Source organism: Moraxella sp. K127 (genome assembly GCF_015223095.1).
GTDB lineage: Bacteria > Pseudomonadota > Gammaproteobacteria > Pseudomonadales > Moraxellaceae > Moraxella.
Map to the genome: position 1 here is coordinate 1 of NZ_JADFBZ010000034.1, position 21,015 is coordinate 21,015.

The 21,015-nt window shown below is 45.1% G+C and carries 23 protein-coding genes; 16 read left to right on the forward strand and 7 right to left on the reverse strand.

Features of this window, described 5'->3' with window-relative positions; all coding sequences use genetic code 11:
* Positions 1 to 49: 49 nt before the first annotated feature.
* Complete coding sequence (locus tag IM753_RS08360; protein ID WP_065256482.1) at positions 50 to 1,459, reverse strand: phosphomannomutase/phosphoglucomutase; 1,410 nt, start codon at positions 1,457 to 1,459, stop codon at positions 50 to 52.
* 185 nt (positions 1,460 to 1,644) lie between these two features.
* On the opposite strand from IM753_RS08360, the gene cysK reads away from it, so the two are divergent.
* The 11 genes from cysK (at position 1,645) to IM753_RS08415 (ending at position 12,597) form a co-directional block, all read left to right on the forward strand.
* Positions 1,645 to 2,574, forward strand: a complete 930-nt coding sequence (cysK, locus tag IM753_RS08365; RefSeq protein ID WP_065256483.1) for a cysteine synthase A — start codon at positions 1,645 to 1,647, stop codon at positions 2,572 to 2,574.
* 100 nt (positions 2,575 to 2,674) lie between these two features.
* Positions 2,675 to 3,517, forward strand: a complete 843-nt coding sequence (mazG, locus tag IM753_RS08370; RefSeq protein WP_194109081.1) for a nucleoside triphosphate pyrophosphohydrolase — start codon at positions 2,675 to 2,677, stop codon at positions 3,515 to 3,517.
* Complete coding sequence (locus tag IM753_RS08375) at positions 3,489 to 3,842, forward strand: ComEA family DNA-binding protein (protein WP_227514747.1); 354 nt, start codon at positions 3,489 to 3,491, stop codon at positions 3,840 to 3,842. Before mazG ends, IM753_RS08375 begins: the two co-directional genes overlap by 29 nt.
* A gap of 664 nt (positions 3,843 to 4,506) precedes the next feature.
* Positions 4,507 to 6,300: a polynucleotide adenylyltransferase PcnB gene (pcnB, locus tag IM753_RS08380; protein ID WP_194109092.1), complete on the forward strand. Its 1,794-nt coding sequence runs from the start codon at positions 4,507 to 4,509 to the stop codon at positions 6,298 to 6,300.
* The gene (folK, locus tag IM753_RS08385) at positions 6,290 to 6,799 is read left to right on the forward strand and encodes a 2-amino-4-hydroxy-6-hydroxymethyldihydropteridine diphosphokinase (RefSeq protein WP_065256486.1); all 510 of its coding nucleotides are present in this window, start codon (positions 6,290 to 6,292) and stop codon (positions 6,797 to 6,799) included. The genes pcnB and folK overlap by 11 nt, the downstream gene beginning before the upstream one ends.
* A gap of 72 nt (positions 6,800 to 6,871) precedes the next feature.
* Positions 6,872 to 7,693, forward strand: a complete 822-nt coding sequence (panB, locus tag IM753_RS08390; protein ID WP_065256487.1) for a 3-methyl-2-oxobutanoate hydroxymethyltransferase — start codon at positions 6,872 to 6,874, stop codon at positions 7,691 to 7,693.
* Positions 7,694 to 7,708: 15 nt separating this feature from the next.
* On the forward strand, positions 7,709 to 8,566 hold the full coding sequence (panC, locus tag IM753_RS08395; RefSeq protein ID WP_065256488.1) for a pantoate--beta-alanine ligase: 858 nt from the start codon (positions 7,709 to 7,711) through the stop codon (positions 8,564 to 8,566).
* A 137-nt stretch (positions 8,567 to 8,703) separates the two neighbouring features.
* Entirely contained in the window at positions 8,704 to 9,573 is an 870-nt protein-coding gene (gene rapZ / locus IM753_RS08400; RefSeq protein WP_065256489.1) for an RNase adapter RapZ, read from the forward strand.
* Positions 9,574 to 9,728: 155 nt separating this feature from the next.
* Entirely contained in the window at positions 9,729 to 10,235 is a 507-nt protein-coding gene (yjgA, locus tag IM753_RS08405) for a ribosome biogenesis factor YjgA (protein WP_065256490.1), read from the forward strand.
* Between the two features lie 45 nt (positions 10,236 to 10,280).
* Entirely contained in the window at positions 10,281 to 11,840 is a 1,560-nt protein-coding gene (guaA, locus tag IM753_RS08410; protein WP_065256491.1) for a glutamine-hydrolyzing GMP synthase, read from the forward strand.
* Between the two features lie 166 nt (positions 11,841 to 12,006).
* Positions 12,007 to 12,597, forward strand: a complete 591-nt coding sequence (locus IM753_RS08415; RefSeq protein WP_065256492.1) for a hypothetical protein — start codon at positions 12,007 to 12,009, stop codon at positions 12,595 to 12,597.
* Positions 12,598 to 12,791: 194 nt separating this feature from the next.
* Here IM753_RS08415 and IM753_RS08420 read toward each other — a convergent pair whose 3' ends face one another.
* Positions 12,792 to 13,130 carry a zinc ribbon domain-containing protein YjdM gene (locus tag IM753_RS08420; protein WP_065256830.1) on the reverse strand — a complete coding sequence of 113 codons (339 nt, stop codon included), beginning with the start codon at positions 13,128 to 13,130 and terminating at the stop codon, positions 12,792 to 12,794.
* 117 nt (positions 13,131 to 13,247) lie between these two features.
* Between IM753_RS08420 and IM753_RS08425 the strand changes: the two genes are divergently transcribed.
* Positions 13,248 to 13,958, forward strand: coding sequence for a folate-binding protein YgfZ (locus IM753_RS08425; protein WP_194109082.1), 711 nt, complete (start codon positions 13,248 to 13,250; stop codon positions 13,956 to 13,958).
* 137 nt (positions 13,959 to 14,095) lie between these two features.
* Here IM753_RS08425 and dtd read toward each other — a convergent pair whose 3' ends face one another.
* Both dtd and IM753_RS08435 read right to left on the reverse strand, forming a co-directional pair.
* Complete coding sequence (gene dtd / locus IM753_RS08430) at positions 14,096 to 14,533, reverse strand: D-aminoacyl-tRNA deacylase (protein WP_194109083.1); 438 nt, start codon at positions 14,531 to 14,533, stop codon at positions 14,096 to 14,098.
* A 155-nt stretch (positions 14,534 to 14,688) separates the two neighbouring features.
* Positions 14,689 to 15,126 (reverse strand): PACE efflux transporter, encoded by a 438-nt coding sequence (locus tag IM753_RS08435; protein WP_197035917.1) that lies wholly within the window; start codon positions 15,124 to 15,126, stop codon positions 14,689 to 14,691.
* A 79-nt stretch (positions 15,127 to 15,205) separates the two neighbouring features.
* Between IM753_RS08435 and asd the strand changes: the two genes are divergently transcribed.
* On the forward strand, positions 15,206 to 16,054 hold the full coding sequence (asd, locus tag IM753_RS08440) for an archaetidylserine decarboxylase (protein WP_065256833.1): 849 nt from the start codon (positions 15,206 to 15,208) through the stop codon (positions 16,052 to 16,054).
* Positions 16,055 to 16,181: 127 nt separating this feature from the next.
* Here asd and rraA read toward each other — a convergent pair whose 3' ends face one another.
* The 3 genes from rraA to IM753_RS08455 all read right to left on the reverse strand — a co-directional run bounded on the left by rraA (position 16,182) and on the right by IM753_RS08455 (position 18,635).
* Positions 16,182 to 16,682 carry a ribonuclease E activity regulator RraA gene (gene rraA / locus IM753_RS08445; RefSeq protein WP_065256834.1) on the reverse strand — a complete coding sequence of 167 codons (501 nt, stop codon included), beginning with the start codon at positions 16,680 to 16,682 and terminating at the stop codon, positions 16,182 to 16,184.
* 66 nt (positions 16,683 to 16,748) lie between these two features.
* Positions 16,749 to 17,753: a DsbC family protein gene (locus tag IM753_RS08450; protein WP_194109084.1), complete on the reverse strand. Its 1,005-nt coding sequence runs from the start codon at positions 17,751 to 17,753 to the stop codon at positions 16,749 to 16,751.
* Positions 17,754 to 17,933: 180 nt separating this feature from the next.
* On the reverse strand, positions 17,934 to 18,635 hold the full coding sequence (locus IM753_RS08455; RefSeq protein ID WP_194109085.1) for a pseudouridine synthase: 702 nt from the start codon (positions 18,633 to 18,635) through the stop codon (positions 17,934 to 17,936).
* A gap of 103 nt (positions 18,636 to 18,738) precedes the next feature.
* On the opposite strand from IM753_RS08455, the gene IM753_RS08460 reads away from it, so the two are divergent.
* From IM753_RS08460 to IM753_RS08470, 3 genes are read left to right on the forward strand one after another with little or no spacing between them, the layout of a single operon-like run.
* Positions 18,739 to 19,515: a YwqG family protein gene (locus tag IM753_RS08460; protein WP_227713114.1), complete on the forward strand. Its 777-nt coding sequence runs from the start codon at positions 18,739 to 18,741 to the stop codon at positions 19,513 to 19,515.
* A 28-nt stretch (positions 19,516 to 19,543) separates the two neighbouring features.
* Entirely contained in the window at positions 19,544 to 20,377 is an 834-nt protein-coding gene (locus IM753_RS08465; RefSeq protein ID WP_194109087.1) for a YwqG family protein, read from the forward strand.
* A complete protein-coding gene (locus IM753_RS08470; RefSeq protein ID WP_065256837.1) occupies positions 20,377 to 20,973 on the forward strand; it encodes a YigZ family protein in 597 nt (198 codons plus the stop codon). The genes IM753_RS08465 and IM753_RS08470 overlap by 1 nt, the downstream gene beginning before the upstream one ends.
* The last annotated feature ends 42 nt before the right edge of the window (positions 20,974 to 21,015 follow it).

The following is a 21,015-nucleotide window of genomic DNA, read 5'->3' on the forward strand; positions in this document are numbered from 1 at the left end:
ATTTTCGCTACCCTGTTTTTTTATCAACTCTTTTTTGTTGGTTTAACGTTTAGTGGTTGGCACTCACCGCACCGCATTCATCTAACACCGCTAAAATCTCATCGGTTCGCTCTTTTAACAGCTCTTTGTCGCCTTTGGTTTCAATATTTAGGCGAATGAGTGGCTCGGTGTTGGACGAGCGGAGATTAAATCGCCAGTTGCCAAAATCTAGGCTGAGTCCGTCTAGGGTATTTTTGGTAGGATTTAATGCGTGGTATTTTTGTTCTAACAGCTCGCCGATTTCGGTGGCGGTTTTTTGCCCCAAGCGAAAATTAAGCTCCCCCGAACTTGGAAAATCATTGATATAACCATTAACCAGCTCGGATAAAGTTTTACCTGTTACTGACAGAAGTTCAATCACCAGTAGCCACACTATCATGCCACTATCACAATAGGCAAAATCACGGAAATAATGATGAGCTGACATCTCGCCCCCATAAATCGCCCCTGTCTCACGCATGACCTGCTTGATGAACGAATGCCCTGACTTGCTGATGGCAGGTTTACCGCCATTTTGGGCGATGACGTTCTCGGTGTTATAAATCACTCGGGGGTCATAGACAATGCTCTCGCCTTGATGTTTTTTCAAAAATACTTCGGCAAGCATGCCCACGATGTATGAGCCTTCAATAAATCTCCCTTTTTCATCAAACAAAAAACATCTGTCAAAATCGCCGTCAAACGCCACGCCAAAATCCGCCCCATGAGCGATGACCGCGTCCGAAGTCGTCTTTTGATTGGCGATAATCATGGGGTTGGGAATGCCGTTGGGGAATGAGCTGTCTGGGGTGTGGTGGACTTTGATAAGCTCAATTTTATCGCCAAGGCGTTTTTCAAGTTCATCAACCACAGGCCCTGCCGAGCCGTTGCCACTGTTGACCACGATTTTTTTGGGGGTAAATTTGGCGGTGTCGGTAAAGCTCATGAGCTTGTCAATGTAGGCGGTTTTGTCGGTGTTTAGGGTAACTTTGCCTTTGTCCGCCACCACAAATTCGCCACGCTCGGCAATGGCACGAATGTCCGCCAAGCCCGTATCGCCACTGATGGGGCGAGAGTTTTCACGCACCATTTTTAAGCCGTTGTAGTTGATGGGGTTGTGGCTTGCGGTAACTTCAATCCCACCGATGGCATTGTAATGGCTTGTGGCAAAATACACTTCTTCGGTGCCGACCATGCCCAAATCTATCACGTCCACGCCTGCGTCCGCGATGCCGTCAATGGCGGATTGTTTTAGGCTCTCGCTGGACGGGCGGATGTCCGAGCCGACCACGATGACAGGGTTTTCTTTGCCGTCATTGAGATATTGGGCGAACGCTCGTCCGATGCGGTAAGCGATGGCATTGTCTAGATTAACATCAAGCTCGCCACGCACGTCATAGGCTTTAAAGCAGGAGATGGTGATGGGGTTAAAAGTAGTCATAAATTATCCTAAGTATGAAAATAAAACAGTTTAATTTTATCATGATTTAGTCGTGGATATTGTGAAATTATTTAAATGCCAAAATGGAATAATACTTAACATTTTTCGCCTATAAATTTTTATAAAAATTTGGTATGCTAACTGTGCAATATTTTAAACCAACAACCTTTAAAAAGGAAAATTTTATGAACATCGCCAAAAACATCACCGACCTTATCGGCAACACGCCCTTAGTAGAGCTTAACCGCTTAACAGAAGGTTTGCCTGCTCGCGTTGTCGCCAAGCTAGAATACTTTAACCCCGCCAGCTCGGTCAAAGACCGCATTGCCCTATCGATGATAAATGAAGCCGAAAAAGACGGACTTATCAACCAAGACACCACCATCGTAGAAGCGACATCGGGCAACACGGGCATTGGGCTTGCCATGGTGTGTGCGTCCAAGGGTTATAAACTTGTCATCACCATGCCCGAGAGCATGAGCCTTGAACGCCGTGCGTTATTGCGTGCTTATGGAGCGGAGCTTGTGCTAACGCCTGCGTCAGACGGTATGGGCGGAGCGATTGCCAAGGCGAACGAGCTTGCCAGTCAAGACGGCTATTTTATGCCACGCCAATTTGACAACCTAGCCAACCCAAAAATCCACCGTGAAACCACCGCCCTAGAAATCTGGAACGACACAGACGGACAAGTGGATATCGTGGTGGCAGGCATTGGCACGGGCGGTACGATTACAGGCGTGGGCGAAGTACTAAAAGCCAAAAAGGACAGCGTACAAATCGTGGCAGTAGAACCGTCTGATTCGCCGGTGTTTAGCGGTGGTGAAAAAGGGGCTCATAAATTGCAAGGACTTGCCCCCGGTTTTGTGCCAAGCATTTTAAACACAGGTGTTTATAACGAAGTCATCACCGTTACCACCGAGTCCGCCTTTGCCACCGCTCGTCAAATGGCAGAAAAAGAAGGTCTGCTTGTGGGCATCAGTGCAGGGGCGGCGGTGCGGTCTGCCCTACAAGTGGCAAGCCGTCCTGAAAACGCCGGTAAACTCATCGTGGTGGTGATTCCGTCATCGGGCGAGCGTTATTTATCTACCGCCTTGTTTGAAGATTTGGCTCAGTAGAAGTCATAAAGGTGAACATAATAAAAAGTCCAAGTTTGCTTGGGCTTTTTTGTTTTTGTGGTAAAATTAAAACAATCCTTAAAATGAAAAAGTAAACATCATGACCCCAACCAACCAATTCTCCGACCTGTTGGCACTCATGGCATGCCTTCGCACCGATTGCCCGTGGGACGCCAAACAAACCAACGACAGCCTGCAAAAATACGCCATAGAAGAAGTTTTTGAACTTGTAGAAGCCATTGCAAGCGATGACAAAAGCCCCCTTGCCACCGATGACATTAAAGGCGAGCTTGGTGATGTGCTTTTGCAAATCGTCTTTCATGCTCATCTGTATGCCGAGCAGGGGCGGTTTGACATGGCGGACGTGATTTATACATTGCAAGAAAAATTGATACGCAGACACCCCCATGTCTTTGACAAAGAAAATCTAAAAACGGACGAAGACGTCAAACGCCGTTGGGACGAGATTAAACAGATTGAAAATCAAGACCGCCCAAAACGCCTATTATCTGACGTCAAGGCAGGCACGGCTCTGATGACCGCCCAAAACTTACAAAAACAGGCAGGAAAAGTCGGTTTTGATTGGGACAATCTGGGTGGTGTGTTGGGTAAACTTCAAGAGGAGCTTGGCGAATTGCAAGCAGAATTACCCACACCTGATTTTAGTTATAAAACGGATAAACTAGATAACACCCAAAAAGATAAAATCGCAGGCGAGCTTGGTGATGTGCTGTTTGTTCTGACTAACCTTGCTCGTCATTTGGACATTGATGCTGAGATGGCACTACAAAATACCAATGCCAAATTTAAACGACGATTTGCCTTTGTAGAGCAGTCGCTGATGGAGCAGGGCAAAACGCTAGAAGAAAGCGATTTGGCAGAAATGGATAAATACTGGGACATGGTAAAAGCCCATGAAAACAGCACAAATGAAACACCATAAATTAAAGCGATGGGCATGGGCGTTACTTGCCTTATCAGTCAGTCCTGTATGGGCAAACCAGTGCTACGCCGACCCTAAACAGGCGTATCAAGCCCTTATCGCCAAGCAATCCGCCCAAAAAGCGATGAGCGAGCGGGTCAATATCAACACCGCCAGTATGGGCGAGCTTGCAACCTTAAATGGCGTGGGGGCAAAGACCGCTCAGGCGATTGTGGATTATCGGGAGCTGATGGGGCGGTTTGATAGCGTGGATGATTTGACAAAGGTGAAGGGCATTGGGGTCAAAACCTTAGAAAAAAACCGTCATAGACTCACGGTGCATTAGCTTTTTTGGCAAAAACAAGGTACAATGAAGCTTATGACGGGTGGTTGTTAAAGGGCATTTGATGGTCATTTTATCAAGCAAGTTTTTGTTATGAAAAAAATTTAGTCACTTATAGCCAATAAACTTTAAAGTTATTATAAATGCGATGATGTGTGGATGTAGGGGCGTGCTGAGCACGCCTGAGTAAAAAACAACACCATCAAAGGGTGTGCTCGGTACACTCCTACAAACCCGTGGTAAATATTAAGTTGGTTGGGTGTAATTAGGTAAATGTGTAAGATTTTTACTTATCTTTTAATCTTTTAAATGCAAATAAATGTTACCCCATTCTCAACTTTGTATGAGTGATTAATTTATAAAGGGCGAATTGCAATTCGCCCCTACAACCCGAAAATAATAATTGAAAAATCAATAAGTTACCATTTTAAGTTGAGAATGAAGTAAATGTTATCAATGTTTAACACGCCCCAGTAAAAAATGAGTGACATAAGTCATGGCAAAGACAAAAGCGGACATAAAGCTTGGGCAGTTCCATGCTAGCCCCAAAAAAGCTAAAAAAACCAAAAAAGCCAAGCGGTCTAAACAGTCCAAGCACCGCCAAACAGACAAACCAATGGTAAAGCATGCCATTCACCAAACATCAAAAAAGCAGTCTAAACACCTTATGCAAAAAAAACCAACCAAACACAAAACCCCCAAATCATCAGCGACCGTGCTGTCGGCACAGAAGTTGGGGCTTGACAAACGCACTTTGCCACACAGTATCGTGGAAGTCATCAGTACGCTCAATAAAGCAGGTTTTGACGCCTATATCGTGGGCGGTGGCGTGCGTGATAGCCTTTTGGGGCTGGCTCCCAAGGATTTTGATGCCGTGACCAACGCTCGCCCCCATGAGATTAAGGCGATTTTTGGCGGTCGTTGCCGTATCATTGGCAAGCGATTTCAGCTCGCTCACGTTTATTCGGGGCGTGAACTCATCGAAGTGGCGACCTTTCGGGCTCCGCCTAAGGACGACACACACACGACCGATGACGGCATGATTACCCGTGATAACGTGTGGGGCGACATTACGCAGGATTTTGCCCGCCGTGATTTTTCCATTAACGCCTTGTATTATCAGCCGATTAAGGGTGAAGTGCTCGATTTTTGTGGGGCGGTCGATGACATCAAAAACGGCACATTACGCCTGCTTGGGGACGCAAAGGTGCGTGTGGAAGAAGACCCTGTTCGCCTGCTTCGTGCGTTGCGGTTTAAAGCCAAACTAGGCTTTGAATTTGACAAAGCCCTTGCCAAACAGTTTAATGACACAAGCTGGACGCTTTTGGAGCAGGTCTCGGCTCATCGGCTCTATGATGAGACCCAAAAGATGTTTACGGGCGGTTATCTGGCTCCGCTGTTGCCCCTGCTGTATCAATACGGGGCGATGAGCAGTCTGATGACCTACGCTCAGCCCAAGCCCACTCGCCTTGCCCTGCAAGTTGCCAAAAACACCGATGAACGGATTGCGTCGGGCAAAACCGCCAACCCTGCGTTTTTTTATGCGGTGCTGTTGTGGGAGAATTATCTGCACGCTTTGGTAAAATTTAAGAAAAAGGGTCTGCCATTTCACGAAGCCCAACTCAAAGCGTCTCGCAAGGTGTTTGATGCTCAGCGTATCAAGACCGCCATCCCTAAGTTTGCCGAAGATTTTATCAGCGATATTTGGTTCATGCAACCCAAGCTCGTCAGTCCCAAGCCCAAAGATGTGGACAGGCTAAGCTCGCAGGGTAAATTTCGGGCAGGGCTTGATTTTCTTATCATGCGTGAGAGCCATGATGATAGCCCGCTGTCCGAGCCGACCAATGGCATGGGGGCGTGGTGGCAACGTTATTTGGCGGTCGATGCGACCAGTCAAAGCCAGATGCTAAGTGCGTTAGGAGGTGGTGTGACTCGCACTCGCAGACGGCGTGGAACGGATACAGGCATTGACATTGATAAAGATGCCGAACTTCTGCAACTACAACAGCTCTCAGGGCGTGATGATGACAAGGCGGACGATGTGCCACAACCGCTACTGGTGGTGGATAATGCCAACACACCCAAGAGTACTCGCCCCACGCCAAGAGTACGGCAGGTGGATGTGCCGACCTTTGAGCGTCGCACGTACAGCGAGAGTGATTTTGCCAAACTGCTGGACAATGATGAGCCTTACATCCCATCGGTGCGTTATCGCAAACGTCAGCCGTCATCAACGCTGTCCATCAAAGAGCGTGAGCAGGGGCTGACCGAGAGCGACTTACAGCCATCTGTGCCAAGCTCTGCCAAGCCCAAAACGCAGGCGAGCAAACGCCAAACAACAGGACAGCAGACAAGACAACAAGCGAAGCCACGAGAAACCGCCCAAGATACGGACACGCCAAAACCCAAAAAACGCAAAAAATCCAACGCCAAACCACGAGCCAAACACGATGACCAATAAGGTGCAAATCTACTTAGGACTGGGGGGCAATATCGCCAACGAGCTTGGCGACCCGACCAGCCACATTTTGGCGGTGCGTGATACGCTGAATACTGATGAGCGGTTTTGTGATGTGGTGCTGTCGTCTTTGTATGCCTCCAAGCCCTTTGGCGTAACCGACCAGCCTGATTTTGTCAATGCGGTGTTGTCCGCCAAGACTGCCCTTGACCCTATGAGCTTACTTAATTTTTGTCAAGATTTGGAGCAGGGGGCAGGGCGTGTGCGGTTACGGCGGTGGGGCGAGCGTTCGCTTGATGTGGATATTTTGTTGTATGGCGATGACGTTATCCATAATGACAGGCTGACCGTGCCACACAGTGGGATTTTTGAGCGGAATTTTGTGCTGGTGCCACTTTTGGAATTAAATGATAAATTGATGATAAGCGGGCAAAAAATCCGTGAGTTGGCATTGGCACATGAGATGGACGGATTAACCAAATTGGCAAATAATTCAAACTAAATAAACATAGTGCCATGATTGGTAAAAATGTTGTTTATCAAACTGTTTGTACACAATGAATTAGGAAGATGAATGACCTACCTAACCCACGCCCCCATAACCCTATCCACGCTTGCCAAATACAAAAAGCAAGGCGAAAAATTTAGCTGTCTGACCTGCTATGATGCCAGTTTTGCTTATCTTATGGGGCAGGCGGGCATTGACGTGATTTTGGTGGGCGACAGTCTTGGCATGGTGGTGCAGGGGCAAGCGTCCACGCTACCTGTTACGGTTGCCGACATGGTGTATCATACCGCCAATGTTGTCCGTGCTAACCGCCACGCCTTGATTATGACCGATTTGCCGTTTATGAGCTATGCCACGTTGCCTGATGCCATTGCAAATAGCCGTGCGGTCATGCAAGCAGGGGCGAATGTGGTGAAGATTGAAGGTGGTAGCGAGCTTGCTGATACGGTCAAGGTTTTGACGGATAATGGCGTGCCTGTATGCGTGCATTTGGGATTAACGCCTCAATCGGTCAATGTGCTGGGCGGTTATAAGGTGCAGGGCAAAACGGACACCCAAGCCGATAAATTATTAAAAGATTGTGAAGTTTTGGTAAACGCAGGGGCGAGCATGATTGTGCTGGAATGCGTACCGTCATCGCTTGCTAAAGCCGTGAGCGAGCGGTTTGCCGTGCCTGTCATTGGCATTGGGGCGGGCGTGGAGACGGACGGGCAAGTCTTGGTCATGCACGATATGCTCGGCGTTTATACCCAAAAACCTGCCAAATTTGTCAAAGACTTTTTAAAAGATACTGGCAATGAAACAGGCGATATTTTGGGGGCATTTGTGAATTTTCATCAAGCGGTTAAAAATAAGACTTTTCCTAGTGTTGAGCATATCTTTCACTAATCAATGGCAAAAATTATGAAAATCTTTCATCATATCAACGACTTACAAACCGCTCTAAACAAGCATCGCAAAGACGGCAAAACCATTGGTTTTGTGCCGACCATGGGGAATCTGCATGACGGGCATTTGTCGCTGGTGAATATCGCCAAACGTCATGCCGATATTGTCGTGGTCAGTATTTTTGTCAATCCCACGCAGTTTGGGGCGGGCGAAGATTTTGACAGCTATCCACGCACGCTTGATGCTGATTGTGAAAAATTGCAAAGCGTACAAGCGGACATGGTGTTCGCCCCGAGCGTTGATGAGATGTACCCCACTTATCCGCCCCATGTGCAGGTGCTAAGTGGCGAGATTACTAAGATATTATGTGGCAAATCTCGCCCCACGCATTTTGACGGTGTGGGGCTTGTGGTGGGCAAGCTCTTTAATATCGTCCGCCCTGATGTGGCGGTATTTGGCAAAAAAGATTATCAACAGCTTGCGATTATCCGTAGGCTCAATGATGAATTAAATTTTGGCATAAAAATCATCGGTGGCGAGATTATCCGTAATACAGACGGTTTGGCATTGTCATCACGAAATGGCTATTTAAATGATGATGAATTAAACACCGCTCCCATTATCCAAAAAACCTTGCAAAAGATTAAAGCCGATGTGATAAAATCGGATATAAACAATTATCCAACCATTATACAAAAATACCACGATGAATTAACCAATATGGGATTAAACGTGGATTATTTGGAGCTTTATAATGATAAATTAGAACCCGTTAAAGGGACTGATAAAAAATTAGTGGTATTAACGGCGGTATATGTCGGTAAGGCACGGCTTTTGGATAATATAGAAATTGATTTATCGGATTTCCTGTAAAACTGGTTTTCCGTTCACCCTGAGCTTGTCGAAGGGTGAAAGAAAACCTTTTCATGGTTCGACAAGCTCACCACGAACGGTTTTCTTTAGATGCGGAGTTTTTAAGAAATCTGTTTAAATTATTATAAGGAAAATAAATGTCAAACACCCAAATCATCATCGTATCAGGGCGGTCAGGCTCTGGCAAAACGTCTGTGTTAAATATTTTAGAAGATTTTGGTTTTTATGTCATTGACAATCTGCCCTTGTCGCTTGTGGGGCAGGCGGTGGACGATTTGATTGGCAATGATGTCAAAAAAGTGGCGTTAGGTATAGATGTCAGAACGCCAAAAGCCGACTTGTCCGCCTTTGGGGGCGTGTATCAGAACTTGACCGACAAATACCATGAAGCGGTCAAAATCCTATACGTTACCGCCCAAGAGAGCGTACTGGTGGCACGTTTTGGGGCGACACGGCGAGTCCACCCACTCATGCCGACCGCCAATAATTTGCCCAACGCCCTAGCCCAAGAGATTGAGCTGTTAAAGCCGATTGCAACCAATGCTGATATTAAAATTGATACCAGTACGCTCAACATTCACGAATTAAAAGAAAAAGTCCGCCAACATATTGGCATGGATAATGTGGTATCGGTCAATGTGTTGTCTTTTGGGTTTAAACATGGTACGCCCATTGATGCCGATTTTGTTTTTGATGTGCGGATATTGCCCAATCCACATTGGCAAGAAAACTTGCGTCCGCAAACAGGGCTTGATGACGATGTAAAAGCCTTTTTTGCTAATTATCCAGAAGTGGACGACATGGCGGATGATATTGGCAAGTTTTTGATAAAATGGCTTCCTAATTTTTTAAATAATAACCGTTATTCGGTAACAGTTGCTATTGGTTGTACAGGCGGTAAACACCGTTCGGTATATATTACCCAAAAGGTGGGTGAGTTATTAAAAAATCAGTTGCCTGATAATATGCCTATTATTGTCAAACACCGTGAAAAACGCTATTGGTAATGTTAAAAATATAAATTGGTTAATGAATTAAATTAGTTTGTATTTCAATATTAAAAGGTAGGGGCGAATTGCAATTCGCCCTGTTATCAAAAATAGTGATTTATCCCAAATTTTTACAAAACACACTTTAATATGAAATTTAAAAAGAGAAATCTATGAATATTGACTGGTCAAAACAAGACATGAGAGTGTCTCGCACCGAAATCAAAAAAGCCCACGAACGCTTACAAGAATTGTCCGAACCGCTTGCCAAACTTTCCAAAAAACAACTTGCCAACTTGCCAGTAAGTGAGTATTTTTTGGACGAATTAAAGCATTTGACTGAGATTGACAGCCATGCCGCCAAAAACCGCCAAATCAAACGGGTGGGTAAGCTCATCATTGAAGAAGACCGTCATGTTTTGACGGGGGCGTTGTTTGAGCTTGTGTTTACGCCTGAGCAATGCACTAAGATTGAAACGTGGTTTAACCGTTTGAACCTAAGCGATGAAAGCACGATAAAGCAGTTTGTCAAGCAATTTAAAAAAGCAGAATATAACAGTATTTATCAGCTACTTTTGTGGATAGAATACGCCAAGCACTTGGGCGATGATGAACTTTTGGCGGAGAGTGTGGCGGATTTTGAAAGTTATGTCAAAGAAGTGGCGATATTGTCGGCTTAGTTTTGGTATAATAGCACCTTTATCATTTGACCTGTAGGAAGACCCATGACCAACATCACCTCCGACCGTATCCTAATCCTAGATTTTGGCTCGCAATACAGCCAGCTCATCGCTCGCCGTGTGCGTGAAGCAGGCGTGTACTCTGAGATGCACCCCTTTGACATGAGCGATGACGACATCAAAGCCTTTAACCCCAAGGGCATTATCCTATCAGGTGGGCCTGAAAGCGTGTACGAAGCAGGCTCGCCACGAGCCCCGCAAATCGTCTTTGAGCTTGGCGTACCTGTGCTTGGCATTTGCTACGGCTTTCAAACCATGTCCGCCCAGCTTGGCGGTTCGGTGGTGGCAGGGGCGGTTAAAGAGTTTGGCTATGCCCAAATTGACGTGGCGGTGGACGACAAACTGCTAAACGGCTTAAAAGACGACAACGCCCAAATCCAAGTTTGGATGAGTCATGGCGACAAAGTGGCAAGCCTGCCAGACGGCTTCATCACCACATCAAGCACGCCAAGCTGTGCCTTTGCCTCCGCCAGCGATGAAAGCCGTCAGCTCTATGGCGTGCAGTTTCACCCAGAAGTAACCCACACCGCCAAAGGCGTGGAAGTGATTAGCAACTTCGTGCATGGCATTTGTGGTTGTGGCAATCTGTGGAATCCTGAGAACATCATTGAAATGCGAGTGGCACAGTTAAAAGAGCAAATTGGCGATGAAGAGGTGCTACTTGGCTTATCAGGCGGTGTGGACAGCTCGGTGGTGGCGGCACTGCTCCATAAAGCCATTGGCGACCAATTAACCTGCGTGTTTGTGGATAATGGGCTACTTCGCCTAAACGAAGGCGACCAAGTCATGAAAATGTTTGCCGATAACATGGGTATTCGGGTGATTCGTGCGGACGCTGAAAATCGCTTTTTGGACGCATTGGCAGGAGCGACCGACCCCGAAGATAAACGCAAAATCATCGGACGAGAGTTTATTGAAGTATTCTCCGAAGAAGCTCGTAAATTGGACGGTGTGAAGTTTTTGGCACAAGGCACGATTTACCCTGATGTCATCGAGTCCGCCAAAACCAAAAACGGCAAGGCTCACGTCATCAAATCGCACCACAACGTTGGCGGTCTGCCTGATGATTTGCAGTTTGAATTGGTGGAGCCACTGCGTGATTTATTTAAAGACGAAGTGCGTAAACTTGGCACAACGCTTGGCTTGCCCCATGAGATGATTTACAGACACCCTTTCCCCGGGCCGGGTCTTGGCGTGCGGATTTTGGGCGAGATTAAAAAAGAGTATGCCGACATTTTGCGAGTGGCGGACGATATTTTTATGCAGGAGCTTCGTGCGTCTGGCTGGTATGACAAGACCGCCCAAGCCTTTGCTGTGTTTTGCCCTGTCAAATCGGTGGGTGTGGTGGGGGACGCACGCCGTTATGCGTGGGTGATTTCACTGCGTGCGGTGGAGACGGTGGATTTTATGACCGCTCGTTTTGCCCATTTGCCCTATGAGCTTGTGGATAAAATCTCAACTCGTATCATGAATGAGATTGCCGATGTGTCTCGTGTTGTCTATGATGTCAGTAGCAAACCGCCTGCGACGATTGAGTGGGAATAAACTGATAAAAACCGTCAAGAAATTGGCGGTTTTGTTTCTTGTTATAAGGAGACGAGATGAATGTTGAGATAATAAATATTTTATTGGATAAAGGCATTCATATTGCAATCGTTTTGCTAATTTTTCCGATCTTTCATATTATTTTGAATTTTGAAAATATTTAGATATGTATTATCATATTAAAAATAAAAAGATAGAAAATATTCAGAAAGCACTTGATTTTCAAGAAATGCCAACGTTAGAAAAGTCTCGTTTAAATGAATTAATGATAAATGAATTATATCAACAAGCAACAAAATTAAAAGCTAGCCCCGAAATCAGACCTTTTGCAATAGATTTAATCAAAAATCTGTCTTTTGATGAACGACAAATAAATTATGTTTATAAATATTTTGTTATAAAACGGGGTCAGGTGGAGATTGATATTACAAGTATAGAATGGTGCTTTTTGTTTTTATCAAAATGGGTTTTTATCATGCTTGCCACGTTTTCAATTGTGGTGTTTTGTTGCTCATTCATGTTTATTAAGTTTCTTATAAATCATATTGAGTTGATGCAATCAGCATTAATAGCATTTATTGTATCTGCTTTGACTGCCTTTATGTACTTTTTTGAAGCAAGAAAGTATCGTATTATTTGTGATATCTATGGGTATGATAATAGTATTTTTAAATCAAGAGAGCCAAGTTTTTTTCTTAAATGTGTTACATTAGCCTTATTCTTTTTAATAATTATTTTGCATTTTTTACTTTTATAATTTTAGGTCTTTGTTTAGAGATGATTGAGCTGATGTTTTAAGTGGTAGTATCATGAATGACGAAGTGTTTGATTAAATCAATGACTAAGCCATTCTTTGCATGGTATATGTTTTTCACTTTGGCTTTTGACAGGCAATCATCAAAACCATCAACCATCAAAAAAGGGCATATTCTCGCCCTTTTTATCCTTTCATCACGCCTTTTTAACCACGCTGGATTTTAATTTCATCGACCCAAAGCCATCAATTTTACAATCAATGTCATGGTCATCAGGGGCATCGTGGATTAGGCGAATGGACTTGACTTTGGTGCCGACCTTGATAGGCGTGGACGAGCCTTTGACCTTTAAGTCTTTGATGACCGTTACGCTGTCGCCATCATTTAGCACATTGCCAACGGCATCCTTGATGACGGGCGTGTCGTCCGTGTCGCCATCGGCTGACCACTCGTGGGTACACATGGGGCAGATGAGCAGGTTGCCATCGGCATAGGTGTAGTCTTCATCGCATTTGGGGCAAGCAGGGTAAGTCATAAATTTTACCTAAAATAAAAGCATTATATCATTTTTGACACATTTTGGCTTGAAAATAAAGCCAAGCCCCCTTATTGACATGAAAATAACAAATGACAAATACCAATCGAGAACACCATGAGTCAATTTTCACAAATCACCCTAACCGGCAAAGACACCGCCAAATTTTTACAAGGTCAATTAACTGTCAATGTCGATAAACTCACCCACGACTTTTTGCCCTGTGCCATCAGCGATTTAAAGGGGCGTGTTGCCTTTGGGTTGTGGGTATCTCGCACCGATGATGAGACCTTTGCACTTATAACATCGGCAGACTGTATGGATAGCCTTACCGCCCATATCAAAAAATACGGGGCGTTTTCTAAATTTACCCAGTCCGCTCCCACGCCCATTTATCCTGTTGTGGCAAATGGCGTGCCGACTTTTGGCGATGATGAAAGCCTTGCTGATTTTGGGGCGTGGGCGAGAGCGAGCATTGAGACGGGCAATTTTTGGATAACCCAAGCCACAGCGGGACTGTTTCAGCCCCAAGAGCTACGCCTGCACCAGCGTGGGGGTGTGGATTATGATAAGGGGTGCTATCTGGGGCAGGAGATTATTGCACGGCTCTATTTTAAGGCAAGCCCAAAAGCCTACCTGCACCGTGTGCGACTGCCTGAGCCTGTCCAAGACGGCGATAAGGTCGGTAAAGTGCAAATCGTCAATGGCGTGACACATGATGACGGCTTTGACGCACTCGTCATCGGCTCGCCTGAAAATGTGGCACAAATTGGGGAGATTTTGCCCCTGCCTGATAACCTAATGGGCGATGTGGGGCGTGTGAAATAAGGGATTGATGATATTTAAAGGGGGTCTGTAGGGCAAACCACATTCACCCTTTTATAAAACCTTGATTTTGGGCGAATATCATTTGTTTCGATACGCCCAAATTTTATCATGTCAATTTTAATGGCAAACTGGAAAAATCATACGTCAAGCAAAAAATTAATCGGGCCGTCATTGACTGCCATGACCGCCATATTTGCCCCAAATTCGCCTGTGGCAACGCTTGGATAGACTTGTTTAGCATAATTTACCAACTTATCAAACAACGCCCTTGCGTCATCTGGGGGCATGGCAGGGGCAAAATCAGGACGGCGACCCTTGTCGGTTTTTGCCATTAGGGTAAATTGCGACACCAGTAGCAAGCCACCGCCCACATCGGACACCGATTTGCCCATTTTGCCGTTGTCGTCTTCAAAAATGCGGTAGGCGATGATTTTATCAACCAATTTGCACGCTTTATCAAAATCATCATCTTTGCCAATGCCGATATAGGCAAGCATGCCTGATTGAATTTGTCCGATGATTTGACCGTCCACAGCAACATGGGCACAGTGGACTTGTTGGATTAGGGCTTTCATGGGTTTTCCTTTGGGTTGGTTTTAAATGGAGTTGTTGGGGTGATTTATTTTTTTGGTAGAATTTATCCTATGTGTGGTATGATTTTTGGGCGAATAAATTACCCCCTATGCGTTTATAATTGCAAAAAGTGGCTTATATAAACAATGCCGATAAATTACCTTGCCCGTATCTTATATCGCACCCAATCATAACCCCAATTAAAAAGTAACGTATAAACCCCAATCACCGCCACCACGCCAATATCCATAACAAACGCCGTCCACAGCGAGACATCTAGGGCATGGGCAATCATCGGCACGGTTGCCAAAAATAGCCCACCTTCAAACAATCCCATATGAATCAGGCGAGTGCCAAGCGAGCGGTCAAGGCGTTCGCCCGTCACCACTTTGTCAAACAAAAAGTTAAACACCATGTTCCACACCACCGCCAGCACCGAGATTGCCACCGCCAAACCTGTGGCGTGGGTCGGGCTATGGTTGTCGCCAAGCAGGGCAAAAACAGCCACCGTCAGCCCAATCGCCCCAATCTCAAACAGCACGGCATGAAATAGGCGTTCTTTGGCAGTCATGGGATTGGTTGGGGTGTTTGACATAAAATTTAGCAAAATAAAACGGTTATTATAGCAAATATCGGTTAAAATAGCCCAAATCCGTTTTTATTTTGGAAAAATCATGAACCTATTTACCCTAGCCCAAAACTTAGCCCCACAGCAAACCCTATCAGAAGTGGCAGGCTACCTTGCCAAAAGCCAAAATCCGTATATCAAAAAAGCCTTCGTCCATACTTTTGCCAAAGCCTACAACATTGATTTGGCAGAATATGAACGTGGTAATTTGGACGATTATGACAGCTTCAACGACTTTTTTACCCGTGAATTAAAAGCAAATGCCCGTCCGATTGACGAGACGACAGACGGCATTGCCTGCCCTGCTGACGGCAAAATCAGCCAAATCGGAGCAATCACAAACGGGCAACTTCTCCAAGCCAAAGGACGGGATTATGACGTAGGGCAACTTTTGGCGGATTTTGAGCTGGGTAAGGCGTTTGTGGACGGCTCATTTGCCACGATTTATCTTGCCCCGACCAATTACCACCGTGTGCATATGCCCTTTGACGGCACGTTGGTTGCCACACGCTATGTGCCAGGGACGCTGTTTTCGGTCAATAACACCACTGCCGAGAACGTCCCTGACCTGTTCGCCCGTAACGAGCGGTTGGTGTGCGAATTTGACACCGCTTTTGGGCGTGCGTGCGTGGTGCTGGTTGGGGCGATGATTGTGGCGGGGATTGAGTCTGTGGCGACAGGGGCTATCAAACGCACACCCTACATTCAGCACCGCACGCATGACATCACGCTCAAAAAAGGCGATGAGCTTGGGCGGTTCTATCTGGGTTCTACCGCCATTATCGTGTTACCAAAATCGGCAAATGCCATATGGGGCGATGAGTTTGTACATGGTAAGACGGTTGTAATGGGGGGGAGAATTGGGCAATTTGCAAAATCTCAAACCATGCCTTAAACTAAACGCCATTACATCATTATGATGACGTTGGGTAGCAATTGTTCGCCTAGCTTTTTTAACAATCAAAAAATATGGGCTAGATATTACCAATCTAGCCCGTAAAACTTCTTTTTGGCGTGATGAATTAAACCAATCTCTCCCCACTGACAATCACGCCATTATTATCGGCATAGACCCAATCGCCGTCATGAATAACCACCCCACCAATCACAATCGGCAGACCTGTCTCGCCCACGCCTTTTCTTACGCTCTTTTTGGGAATGCTTGCCAAGGCTAGCACACCAAGGCTCATCTTGGCAATCTCGTCCACATCTCGCACACAGCCACAGATGATGACCCCTGCCCAGCCGTTGTCCACCGCTGATTGGGCAATCATATCGCCCATTAACGCACATCGCATGGACGCACCGCCGTCCACGACTAGGATTTTGCCTTGTCCGTCTGTGGCAAGCAGTTCTTTGACACGGGAGTTGTCTTCAAAGCATTTAACCGTAACGGCTTGCCCGCCAAAGGTTGTGATTCCGCCATAGTGCTTGAACGATTTGCCGTCTATCATGGGCGGTATGACGTGAATGGTTTTGTCTTCGTTGTCGTCCAATAGGTCGCAGGTGATGAAGTGGGTCATGATTTTGTCCTTAAAAACGAAATGATTTTTAATATAGCGATTTTAAAAATATTTGTCAAGACAATGCTACTTTGCCATCAAAAACTTGACCAATTCATCATTTGCCACGTTGCCTTCAAACAGTTCGCCATTTTCGCCATAGACGGCAGGCGTGGCGATGATGGCAAGGGGGCGGACTTTGGCGATGTTGGATGACAGGTGGTTGTCGTCATTACCGCATTGGTTGCCTGCCTTGACCCCTTTCATGGCAAGGTCTAGGAGCTTGGCACGTTTGGCATTATCACGCTCGCACCAGATTTGTCGCATGGGCTCGGGTGACTCATCATAGACAGGGTAACCGATGACTTTGACGGTAATGCCTTTGGCGGTAAGATTGGGGATGTTTTTGTGAAGTATCTTGCAGTAGGGGCAGTTGATGTCGGTGGCGACATAGACGACCGCTCGCTCGTCTTTGGCAGGATAGATGGTAAGGCTCGTGTGGTCTAAGGTGGCGAGCGTGTGGCGGTTTTTGGCGGTCTCAAAGGCGGTGTCAAGCCCGCCAAGTTTGCCGTTGGCAATCACGCTGATATCGCCCCCGATGACATAACGAGCGTCTGCACTGACCAAAAATGGCGTGCCATTTTGGGCAACCGCCCAAAGCAATCCTTTGATACTCGTGTGAAAAAACACGGTGTCGGGAGTGACTAGGGGTAGGGCGTTCATGTTGGCAAGCAAGGCGATTTTATGGTCTTCGTCTATCGGGGTGCCTGTGGGCTTATCGCTCATGATAGCAGGGTCGATGGCGTGAATGGTGCTGGGGTTTGGCTCGGCGGTGGCATTAATCACATAGCGAGCATCAGGCGTGATAAGCAGACTCTCGCCCGTGGTCAGCGTTACCATCAAAAGCTCGCCAATGCCTGTCGGGGTGATGGTGCGAACGGGCGTGGCAAGTCCGATTTGGCGTAGGGTTTGTTTGATGAGCTGGTCGTCGCTTGCGGTAATGGGGGCAGGTGTCTGGGCGGTGCTTGGCAGACTGACGGTGGCAGTTGTGATGGCAAGACTTAGGGCGAGTAGTGTGCTAAATGTTTTCATGGTTTATCCCAAAATAATTTGGCATAGATTATACCCCAAAATCTAAGCTAACGAGAGCCTTTTACAACTTCCCCACAATTTGACAAGGTTGGGCAGTAAACACGATGGATAGAAGTTCATAAAAATTGGGGCGGTGGAACATTTATTTGCCTAAATAAAACGCCAATCCGCCCAAATTAATCAAAACTGCCCAATCTCATCATCACTCAAAAAGCGACATTCACCCATGTCAAGCCCGTCTAGCGTAATTGTGCCAATGCTTGCTCGGTGTAGCTCTATCACTTTATTGCCAAAATACGCCATCATGCGTTTGACTTGATGATATTTGCCTTCGGTCAAAATAAGCGTGGCGTGAGTCTCGTCTGTAAATGACAGCTCGGCAGGGCGAGTTTTTTCGTTATCGCCTTCTAGCAAGATACCGTTGGCGACTTGTTTTATGGCGTATGCTTGCTCGTCAATGGTCATGGGGTCGGCAAGCGTGATTTCATAGCGTTTGGGCTGATGACGCTTGGGACTGGTAACTCGGTGTAGCCACGCCCCGTCATCGGACAGAAGTAACGCCCCTGTGGTGTCCACATCAAGCCGTCCTGCAATCCGCAAACTTGCCACTTCGGGTACGGCAATCAGCTCGGTAACAATGGGGTATTCTTTGGCTTTTAGTGTGCATTCAAAGCCGTCTGGCTTATAGAGCAAAATATAACGACTGCCGTCCGCCACCGACAACGGCTCGCCCGCCCACAGCACGTCATCATCGGCGTTGATATGCACGCTACCGTCTTTGACGACTTCATCGTTTACCGTAATCTCGCCTGCGTGCAGGATTTTTTTGGCATCTTTACGAGATAATTCTGTGGCTTTACTTAAAAATTTGTCTAATCGCATGATTTTCTCAATCCAAAATAACACATAGTGTAGCACAATTTGTTATGATTTTTGGGCAAAAAGTGTATAATGCTCATTTTAAGCCAAAAACATAAAAAATATCATGCACTCTCTGAATTATTTACCCGATGTTTTATTGCCTTATAAAGATAAGATATTAGCAACGGTTAAACCCGTGATAAACATCACTTTAAAACCTGCAAAAGATTTGCCATTATGGGCAAGTAAAATCGGCGGTAAGCCGTATTTGCCAAAGGATTTTAATTATCCGACTGACAATCAAGGCGAACCAATGGCATTTTTGGCTCAATTTGATTTATCACAATTACCCCCTACCGATGAATTACCAAAAATAGGTTTGTTATCATTTTTTATTGGCGATAATGATGGTAAAGTTCTGTATTTTGATAAAATAATGATGGATAATGATAAATTACATCAAGATTATCCAAAAACAGATTATGATGAATTTTTACCTTTTAAAGATAATGAACAATTCGCTCTCAATTATGAACTTAATAAACAGTTAATTGGTTTTGAAAATTTTAATTTTTCACAAAAAGTATTTGGCAAACCTTATGATGATAATGAATTATTGGATAATGATGATATTTATGATGAATTATCAGAATGTCCAATTATCAATCATACAGGACATCATTTATTAGGCTATCCCAATTTTGTGCAATTTGACCCAAGGGGTGATGATTATTGGCGTCATCAAATTGATGATTATCAAAATTATATTTCATTATTGAGTCTCGGTAGTGATGATAATATCATGTGGGGCGATAATGGCACAGGCAATTTCTTTATTCATCCCAATGATTTAAAAAATGGCGACTTCTCTAAGGTAGATTTTTGGCAAGACAGCCTTTAATCTTTTTTAAAATTAACTAGGAATTGATATGAAACAGCTTGATAATTTACCCGACGTTTTATTGCCCTATAAAGATAAAATATTAGCAACCGTAAAGCCTGTAATTAACATTACCTTAAAACCTGCAAATGATTTACCACTTTGGGCAAGTAAAGTGGGTGGTAAGCCCTATTTGCCAAAGGATTTTAAATATCCGACTGATAATAAAGGCAATCCTTTATCGCTACTGGCTCAATTTAATATGGCGGATTTGCCTAATAATGATAAATTACCAAAAACAGGGATATTATCATTTTTTATCAGTGGTTTTGATGACCAATTTGGGTGTGATGTGGATGATGGTTTTAATAAAAATGGCTTTCGGGTTTTGTATTTTGATAAAGTAATCACGAATACTGATGAATTATGGCAAGATTTTAGTGAAATTGATGCCAAGATTTTGAATTATAAAGAACATTGGTTGCCATTTTATGGTCATCGTGAATTTATGGTTAATTTTGAATTGACTTACAAAGAAATCAATCATAAACATTTTGATTTTGAAAATATCTTATTTGATGGTCGTTTATTTTGGGAAGATGTTTTGGATGATAGTGAAGAATTATGGTGCGAGATTGTAGAGCGTGAGGAATTTTTTACTGCTTATGGACATCATTTATTGGGTTATGCTGATTTTATTAATGATGACCCACGAGCTTATAATGATAAGTTAAAAGAATTTATTTTACTATTTCAACTTGATAGTCAGAGCAAATATGATATTTGTTGGGGTGATTGTGGGTTGGCGAATTTTTTAATTCACCCTGATGATTTAAAAAATTTAGATTTTTCAAAGGTTTATTATGATTGGGGTTGTAGCTGATGACCTACCATACCTTATCTGCCCCTTGCCAAGCGGTTTATGAAATCAAAAAAAGCGAATTTCTCGCCTTTGCTTATCCCATCAGCCAAAAAGACGAAGTGATGTTTCACGTGGAACACTTGCGTGAGAGATACCCTGACGCTCGTCATCATTGTGTTGCCTATATCCTAGGCGACCCACACAACACCACGCACGCAGGTTTTGACGATGACGGCGAACCTAACGGCACGGCAGGCAGACCGATTTTAAATGTCTTACAGCATAAGGCGATTGGCAATGTGCTGGTGGTGGTCGTGCGGTATTTTGGCGGTATCAAACTTGGGGCGGGTGGACTGACACGAGCTTACGCCACCGCCACACAGCTAGTCGTGGATGAGATGACCCTTGTGTTATTTGTGCCAAAATCGGTGGTTAAAGTCGCCACCACTTTCGCCCACGAAGCCCAAATCCGCTATCTGGTCGGGCAAGCTGGTGGTGAGATTTTGGAGGCGGACTATGCTCACAATGTCGTGATGACCGTAGAGCTAGACAGCGAAAAGGTGGACGAGTTTGGGGAGAGTCTGGGGGTTTTTGGAGAGTTGTTAAGGCAAGAGTGATAAAAAGACACAAAAAAGTCCGTACCAATCATGGCACGGACT